Genomic DNA, 16,017 nt, shown 5'->3' with positions numbered 1-16,017 from the left:
GATTGGGTCCTGCCTTCGCAATGGCTTTGCCGCTTTGCGGCCTGCCGATGCCCGTAGCTTGGGGTTGCGCCCACTTTCCCCCGGTCGTCATGCCATGACTTGATCATGGCATCCATGCCGTCACCTCACCCGAGGAACGGAGCCGCCGATATGAAAGTTCGATATTTCAACGGGATGCGAGGTTGCGCTCACGGCGTCTTGGTCCGCCCGTCATACGGCCCAGCCCCCGCTCAGCCTCCCAGCCGGATCTCCACCAGCGGGATCTGCAGCGCCTCGCCGGCCTCGAAGTGGGTCAGGCTTAGGTCCAGGCTGTCCGTGTCGAAGCGCACCGGCACGTCGAACAGGAACCCGGCCGTCACCACCGCCCCGGTCGCCGGCGCTGTCGCCAGCACCACCTCGCGCGTCGCCGCATCAAAGAAAAAGCCGCCCGGCGGCAGTTCCGTGCCATTCACCGCCAGCTTCAGGCTGCCCGCCACCGGCAGGTCGATCACCCGTGCGTATGCGGCCGGTCCGCTGCCATAGACCTTGACCAGTTCGAACCGCGTTCGGCTGCCAGTGCCTGTGCCCAGCGTGACGTTCAGCGCTCCCGGCGCGCCACCGGTCAGGGCCGAGCTGTGGTCGAAGGGATCGCGAAAGCGGAAGCCGGACATCCGCCCCCGCGCCCGCTCGAACAGGGCGACGACGGCGCGCAGATCGGCGAGCGAGCGGATGCCCGAGCCCGCATCATAGCGCCGGCGGCTGTCGGCCCAGCGGGCGTTGCGCGTCTCCCGGCCGCTGGCCAGCGTCACCACCTCGGTGCGCCGTTCCGGGCCACCCCTGGACCCGAAGGCAATCGGCAAGGGAAAGCTCTCGTCCAGAAAAGCAATCATCGCGTCCCCCCATCGATCTCGCATGCGGTTTGATCTGTCTCAAGGACCGGGCTCGCGGCTGCCGCCATGGTCGGTCCGAACAAGGAGTAAAGACGCATGAGTCACGTTCCCCACGAATTGCACGAAGAGTTCCCGGAAGCGGCCAGCGCGCTGCATGCGCTGAAGCTGTCAAGCGCGCATTTCGTCAAGCTGTCCGACGAGTATCACGAGGTAAACCGCGAAATTCATCGCATCGAGACCAACATTGCGCCCGCTTCCGACGAGGCTCTTGAGACCCTCAAGAAGCAGCGCCTTCACCTGAAAGACCAGATCGCGGCCATGCTCGCCGCCGAGGAAAACACCGGCTCCTGAGCCCCTCCTCTTCAAGCCGGTGTTAGAGCCCGCGCCGTCCCCGTCCGACGGCGCGGGCCACCAATGCCGACACCTGGGCCTCTGACCTGCGGAAACTCTCCGCGTCCCGGGTTGTCACGTTCACCACCACCGGCCCGCTTCCACCGCCCGAACCTGCACTGCCCCCTGACATGGCCACGCCCAGCCGCCCGTCGGCTCCGCGCGCCAGCGGCAGGATTGCCTCGGCTCCGGCCTCGCCCATGAGGCCCAGGCCGCCCGAATGTCCAAAGAAGGTCGGCTGAGCCACCACGCCTCCGTCGGCAAAGGCGGTCACGCCGCCGCTGATCAGGCTCGAAAGCCCGTCTGTCCCGAACAGCCCCCCCGCCATCGAGCCGATGAGCGTATCCAGCGGCTTCAGCGCCTGTCCCAGAACGCGGGAAGACAGGCTCAGCACCATCTGCTTCATCACGCTGTCCAGCGCCTTGCCGTCGACCAGCGCCGCCTTCAGGCCCGTGCTCATCAGGCGCGAGAATTCGCCGGCCGAGCGGGTCATGTCCTGCATCTGCGCGCTCATCCGGCCCATGTCTGCGGTCAGACCGGTTTCGCTGTCGTCGTCCATCAAGGCGCTCCCTCATCCGGAAAATCGGTCATCAGCCGGGCCAGATCCCTGCGGCTCAAGGCCACCGCCCGCCGGGTCAGCCCCAGCGCCAGCGCCAGTTCGCGCGGCGTCGCGGCCCAGGTCATGGCCGGGCTCCAGCCCAGCCGGTTCATCGCGAGAAAAAGGGCAAGGTCCCAGGGAAACGGCTCCGCCGATCCCGGCCTTGCCCCGCTCAAGGGCGCGCGCCAGCGTCCTCCTCGCCCGCCTCACCGGTGCCAAAGGTCACCCTGAGCAGGTCCGCCGCAATCGCGGCATAGCCCGGTGCCCCGCCCGGCGCCCGCATCGACGCCACCTGATCATCGCTCACTACATGGCCCGCCCCGCGCAGGCCGGCACCCAGCACCTTGACCAGATCGCGCGCTGACAGCCGGCCAGATCCGAACCGCTCGACGAGCCCGTTCAGATCCTCCACCGCATAGGCTGCCTCCAGTTCGGCCAGCGCGCCCAGTGTCAGCACCAGCGTCCATTCCCGGCCATCCAGCATCGCCGAAATCTCTCCGCGCAGGCGGTTCACCATCGCCGTTTCCCTTCTCAGATTGCGGTAAAGGTCAGTTCGCCGGCGGATTCCAGCGCCATCTCGTAGGTCACCTCGCCGTCATGCTGTCCGGCATATTCCAGCGCCGTGATCTGGAACGGCCCGTCCAGGGTGCCGAAGCTCGGGATCGTCACCTGCCAGCGTCGGATTTCGCCGGAAAAGAACAGACTGCGCGCCTGCGCATCACTGGTGAGATCGCGAAAGATCCCCGAGCCGGAAATACTGGCCGCCCGCGTTCCCGCCCCGTCCAGCAGTTCCCGCCAGCGCCCGGCGCTGTCGGCGCTGGTGATGTCGACCGCCGGGGCACTCAGCGCGATCCGCCGCGCCCGCAAGCCCGCCACGGTGATGAAGGAACCGCTGCCGGTCTGGTCCAGTTTTAAAAGCAGATCACGTCCCCGCTGCGCCGCCATGGCCTGTCTCCCTGTCTGTTAGGTGTGGTCATTCATCAATCGTCTCGCCCCCTCCCTCGTCGCTCCTCCGCAGGCAGGAGCCCAGTAACCAAGGCGGCCAGATGCAGCGCACGGGCAAAACCTCGAGCGGTTCGGCAATAGAAACCACACGCCAAGTTCACCAACCGAAACAGGGGCTACTAGGCTCCTGCCTGCGCAGGAGCGACGAGCGTTGGAATACGTCCGGCGATACTCTCGCTTGCCTGTGTCCCTCCTTCGTCGCTCCTGCGAAGGCAGGAGCCCAGTAACCAAGGCGGCCGAATGCAGCGCACGGGCGACAACCCAGCCAGTCCCGCGTTCGAAAACACGCGCCGAGCTCACCAACCGAAACCGGGGCTACTGGGCTACTGCCTGCGCAGGAGCGACGAGCGTTGGTATACGTCCGGCGATACTCTCGCTTGCCTGTGTCCCTCCTTCGTCGCTCCTGCGAAGGCAGGAGCCCAGTAACCGAGGCGGCCAGATGCAGCGCATGGGCGACACCCCGGCCAGTTCCATGATCGAAACCACGCGCCGAGCTTCCCAACAAAAGCCGGGGCTACTGGGCTCCTGCCTGCGCAGGAGCGACGAAGGGGAGGAAAAAACTAAGGCTCCGTCACACAGCGGACCCTCGCACCCGCCCGCCAGGTCCGGCCGTCGGTCATGCGCCGGCTTGTCACCTCGATGCGCCGCACCGAGATCATCTTGGCGCCCGTGATGGCCACCGTGGTTGTCTCCAGCGTGGTCACGGCCAGCACCAAGGCTGCCATCGCCTCGTCGCGGCTCGCCCCGCGCGAATAGACGGCAAGCTCAAGCTCGTGCTCCTCGCCGTCGCTGATCGTTCCGCCCAGCAGCCGGCTCGTCAGCGCCTCCAGCGTCAGATACGGCAATGCCTGACCGCGCGGCGGCCCGTCATAGAGCCTGGCACCGCCCAGCAGTGTCAGCAGCGCCGGCGTTGCCGACAGCCTGGTCAGGACCGCGCTGCGCAGGTTCAATCCATGGCTCATGCCGGTTCCTCCTCAAGCATCAACTCCACCTGCCGCCGGCCGCCCTCGCGGTCCCTTGCGGCCAGCACCCGGAAGCTGCGGGCCTCCGTCGTCACATTCCAGCCGCCGCTCACATCAGCACGAAAGCGCAGGGTCATGCGGTGGGTGGCCGTGCCACTGAGCCGGCCGGCCGCGACGGCCTCGCCCTGCGACAGGCCGGCCAGCTGCGCGAAATCAACACCGATGTCGGTAAACCCCGCCGTGGCCTGCCCGTTCGCCGCAACACTCAGCTCCGGCCGCCACAGGCGGACGGCAAGCCGAAAAGCCCCAGCCCCACTCACAGCAGCGGCATCCGGAAGGGCATCAGCAGCCGGTCGAGGCCAAACGGCAGGCTCGCCATGGCAAGCTCCGTCCCGGCTTCCCTGTGCTCGTACCAATGCGCGGCCAGCATGCGCACCGCCTGCCTCAGCGGCTCCGGCACATCGGCGGTGGAAGCCCCATAGCCAGCCGAGAAGTCGATCTCGAGCCCGTTCACCGGCTCTGGCCCCATACCCGGCGCAATCACCAGCCGTGCCGGGTCCGTGCCACGGCGCAGCGTCCAGGCGGCGGAAGCCAGCGTCACCGGCATGCCATCCGCGCCATAGACCGTCACTGCCGTCACCGACAGCACCGGGGCCAGCGGCAGCCGCAGGATGCGTCCCGCCGGCCAGCCGTCCAGCGCGATGCGCCAGCCCTGCGTGATCAGCGCCCGCCGCGTCACCTGTTCCACATGCTCGCGCGCGGCCTTGATCAGGCCGGCGAGCAATCCGTCTTCCTCGGTCTGCACCAGCCTCAGCTGGGCCCGAAGCTCCGCCAGCGTCACCGGCTCCACCGCCGGCGCGCTCGTCAGCCAATGTGTCATGGCCACCTCTTGTCAGGAATTTTTTCTTAGGAACAATTGAGCGCCGGTCATCGAAACGGCCTCGGCGCCCGTCTCCCCCTTAAGGCAAGGCTGTCACATATGTAGCCAGACGGCTTTTGAGGCCTCTCCGCCCCCCTCCCCCGCGGGGGGGGGGGGGGGGGGGCACGGGAGGTCGCCAGATAACAAAGCGTCTGAAGTCCGCTTGGTCAGGAAAGCACGTACCCTGGATTTCACTCCGCTCCCCCCCCCCCCCCCCCCCCGCGGGGGAGGGGGGCCGAGAGGCCCCGGCAAACGTTGGTGGAGTTATTCGATCAGGTAGGCGCTTCTGCCCCCATCCCCACCAGGGGGAGGGGAACTGAGAGACCTCGGCAGACGTTGGTGCAGTTGTTCGATCCGCTAGACGCTCGAGCCCCCCTCCCCCTCGTGGGGAGGGGTTGGGGGTGGGGGGTATTGGCTCGAACTAGAACAGGATTGGAGGCTCCCCTCCCCCTTACACCGCAAACACCAGCAGCTTGATCGCCGCGAAGTCCTGCACGCCGCCGCCGACACGCTTGGTCGTGTAGAACAGCACGTAGGGCTTGGCCGAATAGGGGTCGCGCAGGATGCGCACGCCCTGACGGTCGACCACCAGATAGCCGCGCTGGAAATCGCCGAAGGCAATCGCTGGCGCATTGGCGGCAATGTCGGGCATCGCCTCGGCCTCGGTGACGGGGAAGTTGATCAGCGTCGCCGGGGCCCCGGCGCTCGCCGGCGGCTGCCAGATGTAGTTGCCGTCGGCGTCCTTCATCTTGCGCACCGCCGCCTGGGTGCGGCGGTTCATGACGAAGCGGGCGTTCTGGCGGTATCCGGCGCGCAGCGAATAGATGAGATCGATCAGCTTGTCGCCCGGATTGGTCGCGGCGAAGTTGCCGGCAACGCCCGTGTTCAGCGTGCCGAGCGAGCCCCAGGCCCAGGAGGCGTCGGTGACACGCGGCACCGACAGGAAGCCGGTCGGCTTGTTGACGCCGTCGCCATTGACGAAGGCCGTGCCCTCCTGCTCGGCAAAGACCATCTCGATCTCTTCTGCGATCCAGGCGTCCACGTCCACAGCGGCATCGTCCAGCAGCGCCGAGGTGGCCGAGGGCATGGCATAGAGTTCCATGGTCGGGAAGGTCAGCTCCGCCAGTGTCTGGCTGCTCGTCTGCGGCCGTGCGGCGGTCTCGCCCACCCAGCCGGCCTGCGGCCCGGTCAGGGAATAGGGCTTCTTGAACACGCTGCCCGACACCTGCCGGTTGCCGGCAATGGCGCGGATCGGCGACACATTGGCCAGCCGCATGAGGATGCCGCTTTCCGTCTCCGCCGGCACTAGGAAGCCGCCGTCCGGGTTGGAACCAATCGACAGCGCCTTCATCTCCAGCGCCTTCAGCCCGTCGTCGCGGCCCTCGCGCATGTAGGCATCAAACGCCGCCTTGTGCTCCAGCCCGGCGCCGCTGCGCGGCATCTCGCCGGAGAGTTCCGGCCGCCGGGCCTTGAGGGTCAGTTCGTCCAGCCGGCGCTGCGTCTTGTCGAGGGCCACATCCAGCCGGTTCAGCTTGTCCAGCGTCACCACGTCGGTGCTGCCGCGCGTCTCCAGTTCGGCCAGCCGCGTGTCATTGGCATCGCGGTAGGCGGCAAAGGCCGACTGCAGGTCGTCCAGCGCCTGGCGCGGCTCCAGTCCATAGGCCTTGGTCTCAAGCATCATCTCGGTCATCGCTGTCTCCGCATTTGGCAAGGTCTTGATCTCGGGCGGCGGCTCATCGCGCCGCGGTCTCTGCCGGCAGAGGCGTCAGCCGCGCTGCCGGGTGTTCGGGAAAGGTCACCAGCGACACTTCCCAAAGGTCGATTTCGGTGAGGTGCCGGCGCACACCGCCCTCACCCTTCACGGCCGCCAGGGCGCGAAAGCCGATGGAGAGGCCGTCCAGCGCCCCGGCGCTGATCAGCTCCGCCGCCTCGCGCGCCGCAGCCACGCCAGTCAGCAGCCGTCCGGTCACGTAAAGGCCGTGCGCGTCCTCCCGCGCCTTCTCCCAGATGCCGATGGGCTGCATCCGGTCGTGCTGCCACAGCATCCGCATGGCCGCCGTCCCGCGCCGGGCGAGCGAGCGGGCAAAGGCTCCCGGCAGCACCACGTCGCCTGCGCCATCGGGCTGATGGAACACGCTGGCGTACCCGGCAAAGCGGCTCATCGCGCCGCATCCCGGAAGCCAGATGTCTGCCGAAGGCGCTGCAACGTCGCGGCAAAGGCAGCAAACACCCGCGCGGGTCGGGCCTGCGGCTCGGTGCGGCGGCTGAGGTTCAAGGTCAGGCTGCGGGCAGGCGTCATCGCTCCGCCACGAGCCAAAAGGCCTGTGTCCGTCATGACTTGGCTCTCCTTGTCGAGGTTTTGGGTCTGGCTCGCCCGCTTCACGGAGCAGACGAAGTGATCACTTCATTGAGATTTTTCACGAGGCACAAATTGCTGAATCTTCGGAATCGGTTGGAAGCAGGTCTTCAGTCACCGTCGTGGTCGTTGAAAATCTGATTCAAGCGCTCGATCTCGTCCACGAACTGGCTGAAGCGCCGGTTGCAGGCGGACAGTTCCTTCAGCAGCAGCCCGGCCAGCGCCGAAGCCGATCCGGCCCACAGCAGCAAGGCCAGATGGGCGAGGTCGCCGCGCTGCACCACGGCGGTCAGAACAGCGTCAGTCATCCGCCTGCTCCGCCGTGTCGCGACGGCCATAGCCCACCGCCGCCCGCTTCTCCTCCTTGCTGAGGAAGTCCGCCGCCCCCACACGCCGCCACAGGGCCTCGCGCTCGGGAGACAGCGCCTCGATGGCATCGGCGTCCGGTTCCAGCCGCAGCGGCAAACCATAGGCAGGGGCCAGCCAGTTCGACAGGCTCAGCGCCGTCCGCCGCACCAGGGGCAGCACGGTCTGGCGCCAGAAGGCCCGGTTGGCTTCCTGGTAATTGGCAAAGGTGTTGTCGCCCGGAATGCCGATCAGCATCGGCGGCACGCCGAAGGCCAGCGCGATCTCGCGCGCGGCCTCGCGCTTGGCCTCGATGAAATCCATGTCCTTGGGCGTCAGGCCCATCGGCCGCCAGTCCAGCCCGCCTTCCAGCAACAGCGGCCGGCCGGCGTTGCGCGCGCCCTGATAGCCCTCTTCCAGTTCCGCCTTCAGCCGCTCGAACTGGTCCAGCGACAGATTGGCCCCCTCGCCCGCGCCATAGACCAGCGCGCCCGAGGGCCGCGCCGCGTTGTCGAGCAGCGCCTTGTTCCAGCCGGCAGCCGCGTTGTGGATATCGAGGCTCACCTGTGCCGCCTCGATCGGCGCGCAGCCATAATGGTCCGACAGCGGGTGAAACAGCGTCAGCTGCCGCACCTGCGGCACATCGCCAAGGCCGCTCAGCCGGAGCGACTTGCCGCCCACCTGATACTCGAACGCCTCCGGCCAGCCGGATGTCCCCGGCACCACCTTCACCCGGTCGGGCCGCAGCACATGCAGTTCCGCCGGCAGGGCATCGGCGTCCTCGCTCACATAGATCCGCTCGACATAGGCATTGCCCGCCACCAGCAGGTGACCGAACAGGGTCTCCAGAAAATCCGGCCCGCTCTGGCCCCGGTTCGGCCGCGCCAGCAGGCGCAGCAGCGGGTGCTCGGACAGTTCCTCCGCCTCGGCGAAGAGGCTCAGCGGCACGCTCGCCGCCGCCTCGCTGACCATGCGCACCGCCCGGTAGACCACCGGGTTGCGCAGGTAGCCTTCCCGCGCCAGCGCAGCATAGTCGCGCGGGCTCCACACGGGCCGCCCGCCGCTGGCAAAGGCGATCAACGGTGCCGTGCGCGAGGCCTTTTCCTCATCCTGCGCTACCCCGCGCGGTTTGAAAACTGAGTCCAGAAACCGTGCCAACCCCATGATCCTGAATCCTTTTTCCGCATCAGTTAAGAGATTGAATCCACGGCCTCAGAGCTTGAGTCACATGGCAGCCTGGGCGCAGGAACGTCCATAGCCCCGTCCTCTGCTCCTCTCATTCTCAAGGTCAGAGCTATCGCCTATGAAGTCCGAAACATTCTCGATGTGAGGGGCTGTGTTCGAAACAACTTGACCCTGGCAGAGCCTCTCCGCTCCCCTCCCCCTCGTGGGGAGGGGTTTGGGGGTGGGGGGAGCGGACTCAAATTCAGGCAGCTTGCGTTTCTGGCCAAGTTTACTTCAGGCTCTTTGTGACCTGATGGACCCCCGTTCCCCCCACCCCTTACCCCTCCCCACGAGGGGGAGGGGGGCTTCGAGGCCTCGAAAGCCGTCTGACTTCACATGCGACAGCTCTGACCTTGTGGAACCGAGCAGCCGAAGAAAGGGGCAAAGGAGGACAAGCAGCCGCTCCGCCCATGGGGCTTCTGGTCGTCCCCGCCTCCCTCACAACCGCCTCAACCGCGGCGTCCCCCGTTCGGACAACAGCAGCTCGCTCAAAGCCCAGACCAGCGCGTCCAGCCGGTCGGGTGAGCGGCCCGAGGTCAGCCCGCCCGGTCCGAAATCCGCCATCTCGTCTTCCAGCGCCGGCATCGGCCCGACATGGCGCACCCGGCCCTGCTCATAGATCAGCGCGATCGGTTCGGCGCGGGCATACTTGCCCCGGCTCGCTCGCACGCTCTTCACCGGCACCGCCGGATCAGCAGCGGCAATCACCTCGCGCACCATGTCGCCGCCCTGGTTGACCTCGGCGACCAGACAGTCCGCCTGATAGTGCCGCCACAGCGCCACCGCCCGCCCGGCCCAGTCGGCCGGCCGCGCCCGCGCCAGACTGTGATCGGCGAGCACATAGGCAATCCCGTCCTCGCTGACGCCCGCCACCACCAGGCCGCAGGCATCGGAGCGTTTCGTTGCCGTCGCCGGCGGATCGATGGCAATGACGATCCGAACCAGGCTCTCCGGCGCACTTGCCACCCGGCAGGCCTCCAGTTGCTCCCGCTGCCATAACGCATCGGGCCGGTCCTCGATCAGCTCGCCGTCCAGTTCCTGCCGCCCCAGCCGCGTTCCGGCGTAGCGCGCCACCACCCGCTCCAGGAAGCCCGGAGCCAGGAACAGCGCATTGGCCCGGGTCGCCGCCCGGGTCAGCGTGGTGCCGGGCATGTCGATGAGGCGCTTGAGCAGCGGCACCGCGCGCGGCGTGGTCGTCACCAGCTGGCGCGGCCGCTCGCCCAGTCTCAGGCCAAACTGCAACATGTCGAAGGTCTCCTCGCCATTGCGCCACTTGGCCAGCTCGTCGGCCCAGGCGATGTCGAACTGCGGCCCGCGCAGGGCCTCCGGGTCTTCAGACGAGAAGGCTTGCGCCACCGCGCCATTGCGCCATTCCATGCGGCGGCGGCTTGGGTTCCACTGCGGCCGCTCGGCCTTGGGATGCACCGACAGGATGCCCGACACCCCCTCGATCATCACCTCGCGCACATCCTGATAGGTCTCGCCGACCAGCGCGATGCGCCCGGCCGGTGCCGCCTCGCCGGTCCAGCGGTGGCCGAGAGCGCGGGCGCGGATCCATTCGGCTCCAGCCCGGGTCTTGCCCGCGCCGCGTCCGCCCATCATCAGCCACACCGCCCAGTCGCCGCCGGGGGGCAACTGATGCTCATGGGCGAAGGTCGGCCAGTCCTTCAAGAGGAACGCCATCTCGCTCCGGCTCAGCCGGTCCAGCGCCTCCTCCATCCGCCCCGCCTGCCCAAAGGCCAGCAAGGCGGCGCGCAAGTTCCGCGCGCAGGCTGTCGGGGTCAGGTTCGTCATCCGTCTCCTCGCTGCGGCTCTTCTGCAGGTCCATGAGCGTGTCGAGCGTGCGGGCCAGGCTTGCCAGCGTCCTTGCGCCCTGATCCATGTCGGAGAGCTTGCCCCCCTCCCCGGTCTCGCCCGCCATCAGCCGGCCCAGCCGGTCTTCCAGCCGCGCCACCTGGGTCTCGAAGGCCCGGTAGAGCCTAGCGATCATCCGCGCCTGCTCATCCGGTTCCGCATCAGCAAAGCCCTCCAGCGCCTCGCCCCGCCGCATCCAGCCCTCTTGCCGGATGCGGTAGGCAAGCCGCTTCGTGGTCACCTTCAGCCGCGCCGCGATCATCGCCTGCGACAGGTCCGTCTCCTCATAGAGCCGCCGCGCCTCGCGCCAGACCTGCGCCGGGTCGCTGGCCATATCGGCAACCGGCGTCGCGCGGCGGCGCCGACGTCTGGCCGGTGCCTGACCTGCCTCCTGACCCAAGGCATCCGGCTGCGCAACATCCGGAGGGCACACTGGGTCGTTCCCGGCAGTTTCCTGCATGGCGGCACGCTCCCTCTGATTTGAATGACAGGCCCTTGCAACAACCGAAGCTGATGTTCACCCACACGGGGCGGCGTATCCGGCTGCATTTTGAACGGGTCAGGTCAGAAACTTATCCCCGGCCACGGCGGGCGGGGTGATGCTGCCGAAGCAGGCCCCGCAGCGCCAGCCGCACCTCTTCGACCATGACAAGACCCTACCCGATCAGCGTCCGGCTGTCAAGGAATTTTTTCCTATACTTCAGAGGTGCCGACATCATGCCCGCAGGTCGGCGTCCAGGCTCCGACAGATCCAGCGCACGGTATTCGCCGTAACAAAAACTCCAGTCCGTGTTCATCGCGAGGTCCCATGTCCTTGAAAGCGCGCCGCCCGTCCGGCCTTCTGCTTCCGCCTTTCCTCTTCGCTCTTGCCGCTGCCGCGCTGCTTCTAATGATGCTGCCGGCCCGCGCGGCGCAGCCCCTGGTGCTGGAAGACTTCTTCAAGGGCCGCACGGTTGCCGAAGGTGTGTTTGAGAGCCGCATTGCCGGCGTCCGGCGCGAGTTCAAGGTCTATCTCGAGGGTAAGTGGAACCCGAAGACCTTCACGCTGCGCCTGCGCGAGGATTTCGTCTATGCGGACGGCGAGAAGGACACCAAGACCTGGTTCTTCCAGAAAGTCGGTGACCGCCGCTATATCGGCACCCGCTCGGACGTCCTCGCGCCGACGCATGTGACCCCCGACGGAGACAGTCTGGTCTTCAGCTACGCCGCGGAAGTCCCACTGGAGGATGGCTCCATCGCCTTGCGGTTCAATGACCGGCTGACCCCGGTCGATGCCCGCACGGTGCGTAACACCGCCGATGTGGTCAAATATGGCATCACCGTCGGGACCGTCGACCTGACCTTCACCCGGCCTTGATCAACCCGATCGGATCGTCTCCTCCTGTGAGGCTGATAATGCCTTAGGTCGTCGATTGTTCAATCTCGGTGAACTTCAAGTCGAGCATTCGCGGCATTTTCGGATCCGGGCCCGCGCCTTAAGTTCAGCCCATCAAACAGTGCGGCTCCACACCGGGGCCGCCAGATCGGGAGACCATCCCATGCTGAACCAGATCCGCGGCCTGCATCACGTCACCTCCATCGCCGGTGACGCTGCCGCCAACAATGCCTTCTTCACCCGGACCCTCGGGCTGCGCCGCGTCAAGAAGACGGTCAATTTCGACGCGCCCGACGTCTACCATCTCTACTATGGCGACGAAGCCGGCACCCCCGGCTCGGTCATGACCTATTTCCCCTTCCCTGGCTCGCGAAGCGGACGTCCCGGCACCGGTGAGGTTGGCACCACCGTTTTCGCGGTTCCTGAAGGTGCCATCGGCTACTGGACGGAGCGGCTGACAGCTGCCCGGGTTGATGGCCTTCTGGAAGACACACTGCTCGGTCAGAAGCGCCTGCACTTTGCCGGTCCCGACGGCGACGGCTTTGCCCTCCTCGAAGCCCCCGGCGACACCCGCGCGCCCTGGACTGGTACCGACGTTCCCGCCGATGTCGCGATCCGCGGCTTCCATTCCACGACACTACGTTTGCGGGATGGCGGGGCAACGGGCGAACTGCTGCGCTTCATGGGCTACCAGCAGCTGGAAAGCGGCGAGGGCTTTACCCGCTACCAGATCGACGGCGGCAATGGCGCGCATGTCATCGATGTCGAGGTCATGCCGAACATCGCCCACGGCGTCTCAGGCGCCGGCTCGGTGCACCACGTCGCCTTCGCGGTCGAGAACCGGGCAGCCCAGCTCGAGGTCCGCAAGGCCCTGATGGACACCGGCTTCCAGGTCACGCCGGTGATCGACCGGGATTACTTCTACGCGATCTACTTCCGCACGCCCGGCGGCATCCTGTTCGAGATTGCCACCAACGAACCAGGTTTCGACCGGGATGAGGACACAGCCCATCTGGGCGAAGCGCTCAAGCTGCCGAGCCAGCACGCGCACCTGCGCCCCTATCTGGAAACCCACCTGCCCAAGCTGGAGGGCTGATCCATGGCGCAAGACAGCTATATCCACCACCTGCGTCCGGCCCCAGGGCCGGGCGCAGCCCCGCTGGTCGTCGCCCTGCATGGCACCGGCGGCGACGAACACCAGTTCGCCAGCCTCGCTGACAGCCTGTTTCCGGCCGCAACCGTGTTATCACCGCGCGGCGATGTGTCGGAACATGGCGCCCTGCGCTTCTTCCGCCGCACCGGCGAAGGCGTCTATGACATGACCGACCTCGCGGCCAGAACAGACAAGATGACCAGCTTCCTGTCCGCCTGGAAGACGGAACTCGCCCCCCGCAAGGTGCTCGCTTTCGGCTATTCGAACGGGGCCAACATCCTGGCCAGCGTCGCTTTCCAGCGTCCGGATCTGTTCGACGCCATCGCCCTGCTGCACCCGCTGATCCCGTTCGAGCCAGTCGCAAACCCGGCTCTCGCAGGGCTGCCTGTCCTGATCACGGCAGGCCGCCGCGATCCGATCTGCCCGGCGCCCCTGACAAGCCGTCTGGAGACCTGGTTTACTGCGCAGGGCGCGGCCGTAGAGCCCCTCTGGCACGACGGCGGCCATGAATTGCGGCCGGCCGAGATAGAGGCCCTTGCCCGTTTCGGCCAGGAACATCTGACCTGACACGAAAAAGCCCCCACGGTAGCGCCGTGGGGACTGAGCTTTGCGCGACAGAAAACTTCGATGTCAGGCCGCGCTGACGCGGCTGAGGAAGTCGTCGATGCTTTCTGCCAACTGGCGGGTCTTCAGCGCCACGTCATTCGAGGACTTCGCCACATCCGCAGCCGAGGCGGAGGTTTCGTCGACCGCATGCTTGACGCTCGTCATGTTGACGGTGATTTCCCGCGTTCCAGAGGCCACTTCCTGGACGGAGTGGCTGATTTCACCGGTCGCGGCGCCCTGCTGTTCGAGGGCACGGGTGATGGAGGCGGTGTATTCGTTCACTTGCACCATGGTCTTGGCAATCTCGTCAATCGCCGCAACGGAGCCGGCCGAGGCATCCTGGATGGCCGTGATCTGGGCCGCGATTTCTTCGGTTGCCTTCGATGTCTGGGTCGCCAGTTCCTTCACCTCAGCCGCCACGACCGCAAAGCCGCGTCCTGCATCCCCGGCACGTGCCGCCTCGATGGTGGCATTCAGCGCCAGCAGGTTGGTCTGTTCTGCAATGTCCTGGATCAGTTGCAGCACCGCCCCGATCTTCTGGGCAGAGGCGGCAAGCCCGGCCACCTGCTCGTTGGCCGATGCCGCCTTGGTGTTTGCCGCCGAAACCACGGCGCTGGTGTCGGCGATCTGGCGCGAGATTTCGCCGATGGATGCCGACAGTTCCTCGGAGGCCGAAGCGACCGTCTGGACACTGGCATAGGCCTGCTCGGTCGCAGCCGCCACGGAGGCGGTGCGGCCTGTGGTGTCCTTCGACATGTCGAGCAACAGGTTGGAGATCTGCGACATGTTGTGGGTGGATTCCTCGACCGGCTGCAACAGCTGCCGTGACTGGTCGCGGAACCCGGCAATCATCGCCTCCAGCGCCGCCTGGCGCTCGCGCTCCTTGTCGAAGCCGGCGCGCTGGTCAGCCTCAAGCTGCCGCTGCTTCTGGCCGTTGTCGCGGAACACTTCCACCGTCTTGGCCATCTGGCCGAGTTCATCAACGCGCGCCGTTCCCGGCACGGTCACTTCCAGATCCCCGTCGGCAAGGCTGAGCATGGTGCGCGACAGCTGGTCGATCGGCCGTGTGATCCGGCTGATCAGATACATCAGCGCCCCGGACACCACTCCGATGGCAATGAGCGCCATCACCAGCGCCGTCAGCTGGGCTTCCCGTTCGGCAGCCTTCAGCAAGCCGAGATCGAAGCCGATGAAAACACTGCCGATGCGGCTCACTGTTCCCGCCTCATCGCGCAGGATCGGCTTCACACCGATCATGTGGGTCTCGGTCTCGAAAAACCGCGTTGCCTTGTCATCGCTGGGTGCCTGCGCCTCATCAGGAATTCGGGCCAGCAGATCCTTGCCTTCCACCGCTTCCTTGGCGACCGTGGCAAAGATGGTGCCGTTTTCCTCGCGCACCACCGCGAAGGAGAACCGGCTGTTGTCGGTCAGTGGCTGCAGCACCGTCTTGGCCAGGTCCTGGTTGAAGTCCCAGATGGCGTTGCCCAGCGCCTGGTTGGACATCTCGGTACTGATCTCGATCTCGGACTGGAATGCGTTCTCGACAGACGAGATCAGTTCCGATGAAGTCAGGTAAGAAAATGCCGCAAAGGCACCAGCGACGATGACCACCACAGGCGTGATCGTCTTGAACTTGATGGATTGCCAGAATTTCATGGCCAGTCCCCGATTGAGCTGACCCCATGCTCCAACCCGCGAGACAAAATTCCGTTAATGCGACTGCAGATACCCAAACAGATCAGCTGAAAAATCAGGCAACATTTTCCGTTTACCTTTCACCGGCCTTGATTTCCCGGCGTAGCGTCAAAAGCTGCAGGGACACCTCACCGATCTCGCAAAGGCTGGGCTTGTTTGCTGGGTAACTTCTATTTCTCCGGGCGACGCTTGGCCTTGCGCGGAATCTGCATTGGCCAGTTGACCACGTAATCCTCATAGTCTTCGATCTCGATACCGGCTTCCGACACTGTCCGCCCGCGCACCGACACGCCAGCCTGATGCACCGTGTCCGGATCTCCTGACACAAGCGGATGCCACCAGTAGAGATCCTTGCCCTCGCGCACCAGCCGATAGGCACAGGTCGCCGGCAGCCAGGTCAAGGTCCGCACCTCTTCCGGCGTCAGCTGGATGCAATCGGGCACGTTCACCGTGCGGTTCGGATAGTCGCTGCAGCGGCAGCTGGCATCATCGAGCAACTGGCAGGCAACGTTGGTCCAGACGATCTGGCCTGTGTCCCAGTCTTCAAGCTTGTTGAGGCAGCAGCGGGCGCAGCCGTCGCACAGGGCTTCCCACTCCGTGGTCGTCATGTCCTCAAGCGCCTTTTCGCGCCAGTAGGGAACCGGCAGATCGGCAGCCATCGGGGGA

21 protein-coding genes are annotated in these 16,017 nt (G+C 66.2%); 4 read left to right on the top strand and 17 right to left on the bottom strand.

Annotation, left to right across the window (positions count from 1 at the left end; genetic code table 11):
* Positions 1 to 230: 230 nt before the first annotated feature.
* Complete coding sequence (locus tag ACTIFE_RS13270; RefSeq protein WP_439529635.1) at positions 231 to 869, bottom strand: phage distal tail protein, Rcc01695 family; 639 nt, start codon at positions 867 to 869, stop codon at positions 231 to 233.
* 96 nt (positions 870 to 965) lie between these two features.
* On the opposite strand from ACTIFE_RS13270, the gene ACTIFE_RS13265 reads away from it, so the two are divergent.
* A complete protein-coding gene (locus ACTIFE_RS13265; RefSeq protein ID WP_439529634.1) occupies positions 966 to 1,220 on the top strand; it encodes a YdcH family protein in 255 nt (84 codons plus the stop codon).
* 22 nt (positions 1,221 to 1,242) lie between these two features.
* Here the strand turns inward: ACTIFE_RS13265 and ACTIFE_RS13260 are convergent, their stop codons facing one another.
* The 14 genes from ACTIFE_RS13260 to ACTIFE_RS13195 all read right to left on the bottom strand — a co-directional run bounded on the left by ACTIFE_RS13260 (position 1,243) and on the right by ACTIFE_RS13195 (position 10,856).
* On the bottom strand, positions 1,243 to 1,818 hold the full coding sequence (locus ACTIFE_RS13260) for a phage tail tape measure protein (protein WP_439529633.1): 576 nt from the start codon (positions 1,816 to 1,818) through the stop codon (positions 1,243 to 1,245).
* On the bottom strand, positions 1,818 to 2,033 hold the full coding sequence (locus ACTIFE_RS13255; protein WP_439529632.1) for a phage tail assembly chaperone: 216 nt from the start codon (positions 2,031 to 2,033) through the stop codon (positions 1,818 to 1,820). The genes ACTIFE_RS13260 and ACTIFE_RS13255 overlap by 1 nt, the downstream gene beginning before the upstream one ends.
* Positions 2,030 to 2,374 (bottom strand): gene transfer agent family protein, encoded by a 345-nt coding sequence (locus ACTIFE_RS13250; protein ID WP_439529631.1) that lies wholly within the window; start codon positions 2,372 to 2,374, stop codon positions 2,030 to 2,032. Before ACTIFE_RS13250 ends, ACTIFE_RS13255 begins: the two co-directional genes overlap by 4 nt.
* Positions 2,375 to 2,388: 14 nt before the next feature.
* Entirely contained in the window at positions 2,389 to 2,802 is a 414-nt protein-coding gene (locus ACTIFE_RS13245) for a phage major tail protein, TP901-1 family (protein ID WP_439529630.1), read from the bottom strand.
* 620 nt (positions 2,803 to 3,422) lie between these two features.
* Positions 3,423 to 3,824 (bottom strand): DUF3168 domain-containing protein, encoded by a 402-nt coding sequence (locus tag ACTIFE_RS13240; protein ID WP_439529629.1) that lies wholly within the window; start codon positions 3,822 to 3,824, stop codon positions 3,423 to 3,425.
* Positions 3,821 to 4,144 (bottom strand): phage head closure protein, encoded by a 324-nt coding sequence (locus ACTIFE_RS13235; RefSeq protein ID WP_439529628.1) that lies wholly within the window; start codon positions 4,142 to 4,144, stop codon positions 3,821 to 3,823. The genes ACTIFE_RS13240 and ACTIFE_RS13235 overlap by 4 nt, the downstream gene beginning before the upstream one ends.
* Positions 4,141 to 4,704 carry a head-tail connector protein gene (locus ACTIFE_RS13230; protein ID WP_439529627.1) on the bottom strand — a complete coding sequence of 188 codons (564 nt, stop codon included), beginning with the start codon at positions 4,702 to 4,704 and terminating at the stop codon, positions 4,141 to 4,143. The genes ACTIFE_RS13235 and ACTIFE_RS13230 overlap by 4 nt, the downstream gene beginning before the upstream one ends.
* A gap of 490 nt (positions 4,705 to 5,194) precedes the next feature.
* Positions 5,195 to 6,433 (bottom strand): phage major capsid protein, encoded by a 1,239-nt coding sequence (locus ACTIFE_RS13225; RefSeq protein WP_439529626.1) that lies wholly within the window; start codon positions 6,431 to 6,433, stop codon positions 5,195 to 5,197.
* A gap of 43 nt (positions 6,434 to 6,476) precedes the next feature.
* A complete protein-coding gene (locus ACTIFE_RS13220) occupies positions 6,477 to 6,905 on the bottom strand; it encodes an HK97 family phage prohead protease (RefSeq protein ID WP_439529625.1) in 429 nt (142 codons plus the stop codon).
* Entirely contained in the window at positions 6,902 to 7,078 is a 177-nt protein-coding gene (locus ACTIFE_RS13215) for a hypothetical protein (RefSeq protein WP_439529624.1), read from the bottom strand. Before ACTIFE_RS13215 ends, ACTIFE_RS13220 begins: the two co-directional genes overlap by 4 nt.
* A gap of 131 nt (positions 7,079 to 7,209) precedes the next feature.
* Positions 7,210 to 7,407 (bottom strand): hypothetical protein, encoded by a 198-nt coding sequence (locus tag ACTIFE_RS13210; protein WP_439529623.1) that lies wholly within the window; start codon positions 7,405 to 7,407, stop codon positions 7,210 to 7,212.
* On the bottom strand, positions 7,400 to 8,608 hold the full coding sequence (locus tag ACTIFE_RS13205; protein ID WP_439529622.1) for a phage portal protein: 1,209 nt from the start codon (positions 8,606 to 8,608) through the stop codon (positions 7,400 to 7,402). Before ACTIFE_RS13205 ends, ACTIFE_RS13210 begins: the two co-directional genes overlap by 8 nt.
* Positions 8,609 to 9,106: 498 nt before the next feature.
* Positions 9,107 to 10,351 carry a DNA-packaging protein gene (locus ACTIFE_RS13200; RefSeq protein WP_439529621.1) on the bottom strand — a complete coding sequence of 415 codons (1,245 nt, stop codon included), beginning with the start codon at positions 10,349 to 10,351 and terminating at the stop codon, positions 9,107 to 9,109.
* A complete protein-coding gene (locus ACTIFE_RS13195) occupies positions 10,311 to 10,856 on the bottom strand; it encodes a hypothetical protein (protein WP_439529620.1) in 546 nt (181 codons plus the stop codon). Before ACTIFE_RS13195 ends, ACTIFE_RS13200 begins: the two co-directional genes overlap by 41 nt.
* A 474-nt stretch (positions 10,857 to 11,330) precedes the next feature.
* Between ACTIFE_RS13195 and ACTIFE_RS13190 the strand changes: the two genes are divergently transcribed.
* From ACTIFE_RS13190 to ACTIFE_RS13180, 3 genes are all read left to right on the top strand, one after another.
* On the top strand, positions 11,331 to 11,879 hold the full coding sequence (locus tag ACTIFE_RS13190) for a DUF3833 family protein (RefSeq protein ID WP_439529619.1): 549 nt from the start codon (positions 11,331 to 11,333) through the stop codon (positions 11,877 to 11,879).
* Positions 11,880 to 12,060: 181 nt separating this feature from the next.
* Positions 12,061 to 12,993, top strand: coding sequence for a VOC family protein (locus tag ACTIFE_RS13185; RefSeq protein WP_439529618.1), 933 nt, complete (start codon positions 12,061 to 12,063; stop codon positions 12,991 to 12,993).
* A gap of 3 nt (positions 12,994 to 12,996) precedes the next feature.
* Positions 12,997 to 13,617, top strand: coding sequence for an alpha/beta hydrolase (locus ACTIFE_RS13180; RefSeq protein WP_439529617.1), 621 nt, complete (start codon positions 12,997 to 12,999; stop codon positions 13,615 to 13,617).
* Positions 13,618 to 13,680: 63 nt separating this feature from the next.
* Here the strand turns inward: ACTIFE_RS13180 and ACTIFE_RS13175 are convergent, their stop codons facing one another.
* Both ACTIFE_RS13175 and ACTIFE_RS13170 read right to left on the bottom strand, forming a co-directional pair.
* Positions 13,681 to 15,312 (bottom strand): methyl-accepting chemotaxis protein, encoded by a 1,632-nt coding sequence (locus ACTIFE_RS13175; RefSeq protein ID WP_439529616.1) that lies wholly within the window; start codon positions 15,310 to 15,312, stop codon positions 13,681 to 13,683.
* 209 nt (positions 15,313 to 15,521) lie between these two features.
* Complete coding sequence (locus tag ACTIFE_RS13170) at positions 15,522 to 16,010, bottom strand: YcgN family cysteine cluster protein (RefSeq protein WP_439529615.1); 489 nt, start codon at positions 16,008 to 16,010, stop codon at positions 15,522 to 15,524.
* Between the last annotated feature and the right edge of the window lie 7 nt (positions 16,011 to 16,017).

Source organism: Pannonibacter sp. (genome assembly GCF_051860505.1).
GTDB lineage: Bacteria > Pseudomonadota > Alphaproteobacteria > Rhizobiales > Stappiaceae > Pannonibacter.
This window is presented reverse-complemented; position numbering and strand designations above follow the sequence as displayed.

Coding starts and splice junctions, on each gene's coding strand:
- ACTIFE_RS13270 (WP_439529635.1), bottom strand. CDS start 869: ATGATTGCTTTTCTGGACGAGAGCTTTCCCTTGCCGATTGCCTTCGGG.
- ACTIFE_RS13265 (WP_439529634.1), top strand. CDS start 966: ATGAGTCACGTTCCCCACGAATTGCACGAAGAGTTCCCGGAAGCGGCC.
- ACTIFE_RS13260 (WP_439529633.1), bottom strand. CDS start 1,818: ATGGACGACGACAGCGAAACCGGTCTGACCGCAGACATGGGCCGGATG.
- ACTIFE_RS13250 (WP_439529631.1), bottom strand. CDS start 2,374: ATGGTGAACCGCCTGCGCGGAGAGATTTCGGCGATGCTGGATGGCCGG.
- ACTIFE_RS13245 (WP_439529630.1), bottom strand. CDS start 2,802: ATGGCGGCGCAGCGGGGACGTGATCTGCTTTTAAAACTGGACCAGACC.
- ACTIFE_RS13240 (WP_439529629.1), bottom strand. CDS start 3,824: ATGAGCCATGGATTGAACCTGCGCAGCGCGGTCCTGACCAGGCTGTCG.
- ACTIFE_RS13230 (WP_439529627.1), bottom strand. CDS start 4,704: ATGACACATTGGCTGACGAGCGCGCCGGCGGTGGAGCCGGTGACGCTG.
- ACTIFE_RS13225 (WP_439529626.1), bottom strand. CDS start 6,433: ATGACCGAGATGATGCTTGAGACCAAGGCCTATGGACTGGAGCCGCGC.
- ACTIFE_RS13220 (WP_439529625.1), bottom strand. CDS start 6,905: ATGAGCCGCTTTGCCGGGTACGCCAGCGTGTTCCATCAGCCCGATGGC.
- ACTIFE_RS13215 (WP_439529624.1), bottom strand. CDS start 7,078: ATGACGGACACAGGCCTTTTGGCTCGTGGCGGAGCGATGACGCCTGCC.
- ACTIFE_RS13210 (WP_439529623.1), bottom strand. CDS start 7,407: ATGACTGACGCTGTTCTGACCGCCGTGGTGCAGCGCGGCGACCTCGCC.
- ACTIFE_RS13205 (WP_439529622.1), bottom strand. CDS start 8,608: ATGGGGTTGGCACGGTTTCTGGACTCAGTTTTCAAACCGCGCGGGGTA.
- ACTIFE_RS13200 (WP_439529621.1), bottom strand. CDS start 10,351: ATGGCGTTCCTCTTGAAGGACTGGCCGACCTTCGCCCATGAGCATCAG.
- ACTIFE_RS13195 (WP_439529620.1), bottom strand. CDS start 10,856: ATGGCCAGCGACCCGGCGCAGGTCTGGCGCGAGGCGCGGCGGCTCTAT.
- ACTIFE_RS13190 (WP_439529619.1), top strand. CDS start 11,331: ATGTCCTTGAAAGCGCGCCGCCCGTCCGGCCTTCTGCTTCCGCCTTTC.
- ACTIFE_RS13185 (WP_439529618.1), top strand. CDS start 12,061: ATGCTGAACCAGATCCGCGGCCTGCATCACGTCACCTCCATCGCCGGT.
- ACTIFE_RS13180 (WP_439529617.1), top strand. CDS start 12,997: ATGGCGCAAGACAGCTATATCCACCACCTGCGTCCGGCCCCAGGGCCG.
- ACTIFE_RS13175 (WP_439529616.1), bottom strand. CDS start 15,312: ATGAAATTCTGGCAATCCATCAAGTTCAAGACGATCACGCCTGTGGTG.
- ACTIFE_RS13170 (WP_439529615.1), bottom strand. CDS start 16,010: ATGGCTGCCGATCTGCCGGTTCCCTACTGGCGCGAAAAGGCGCTTGAG.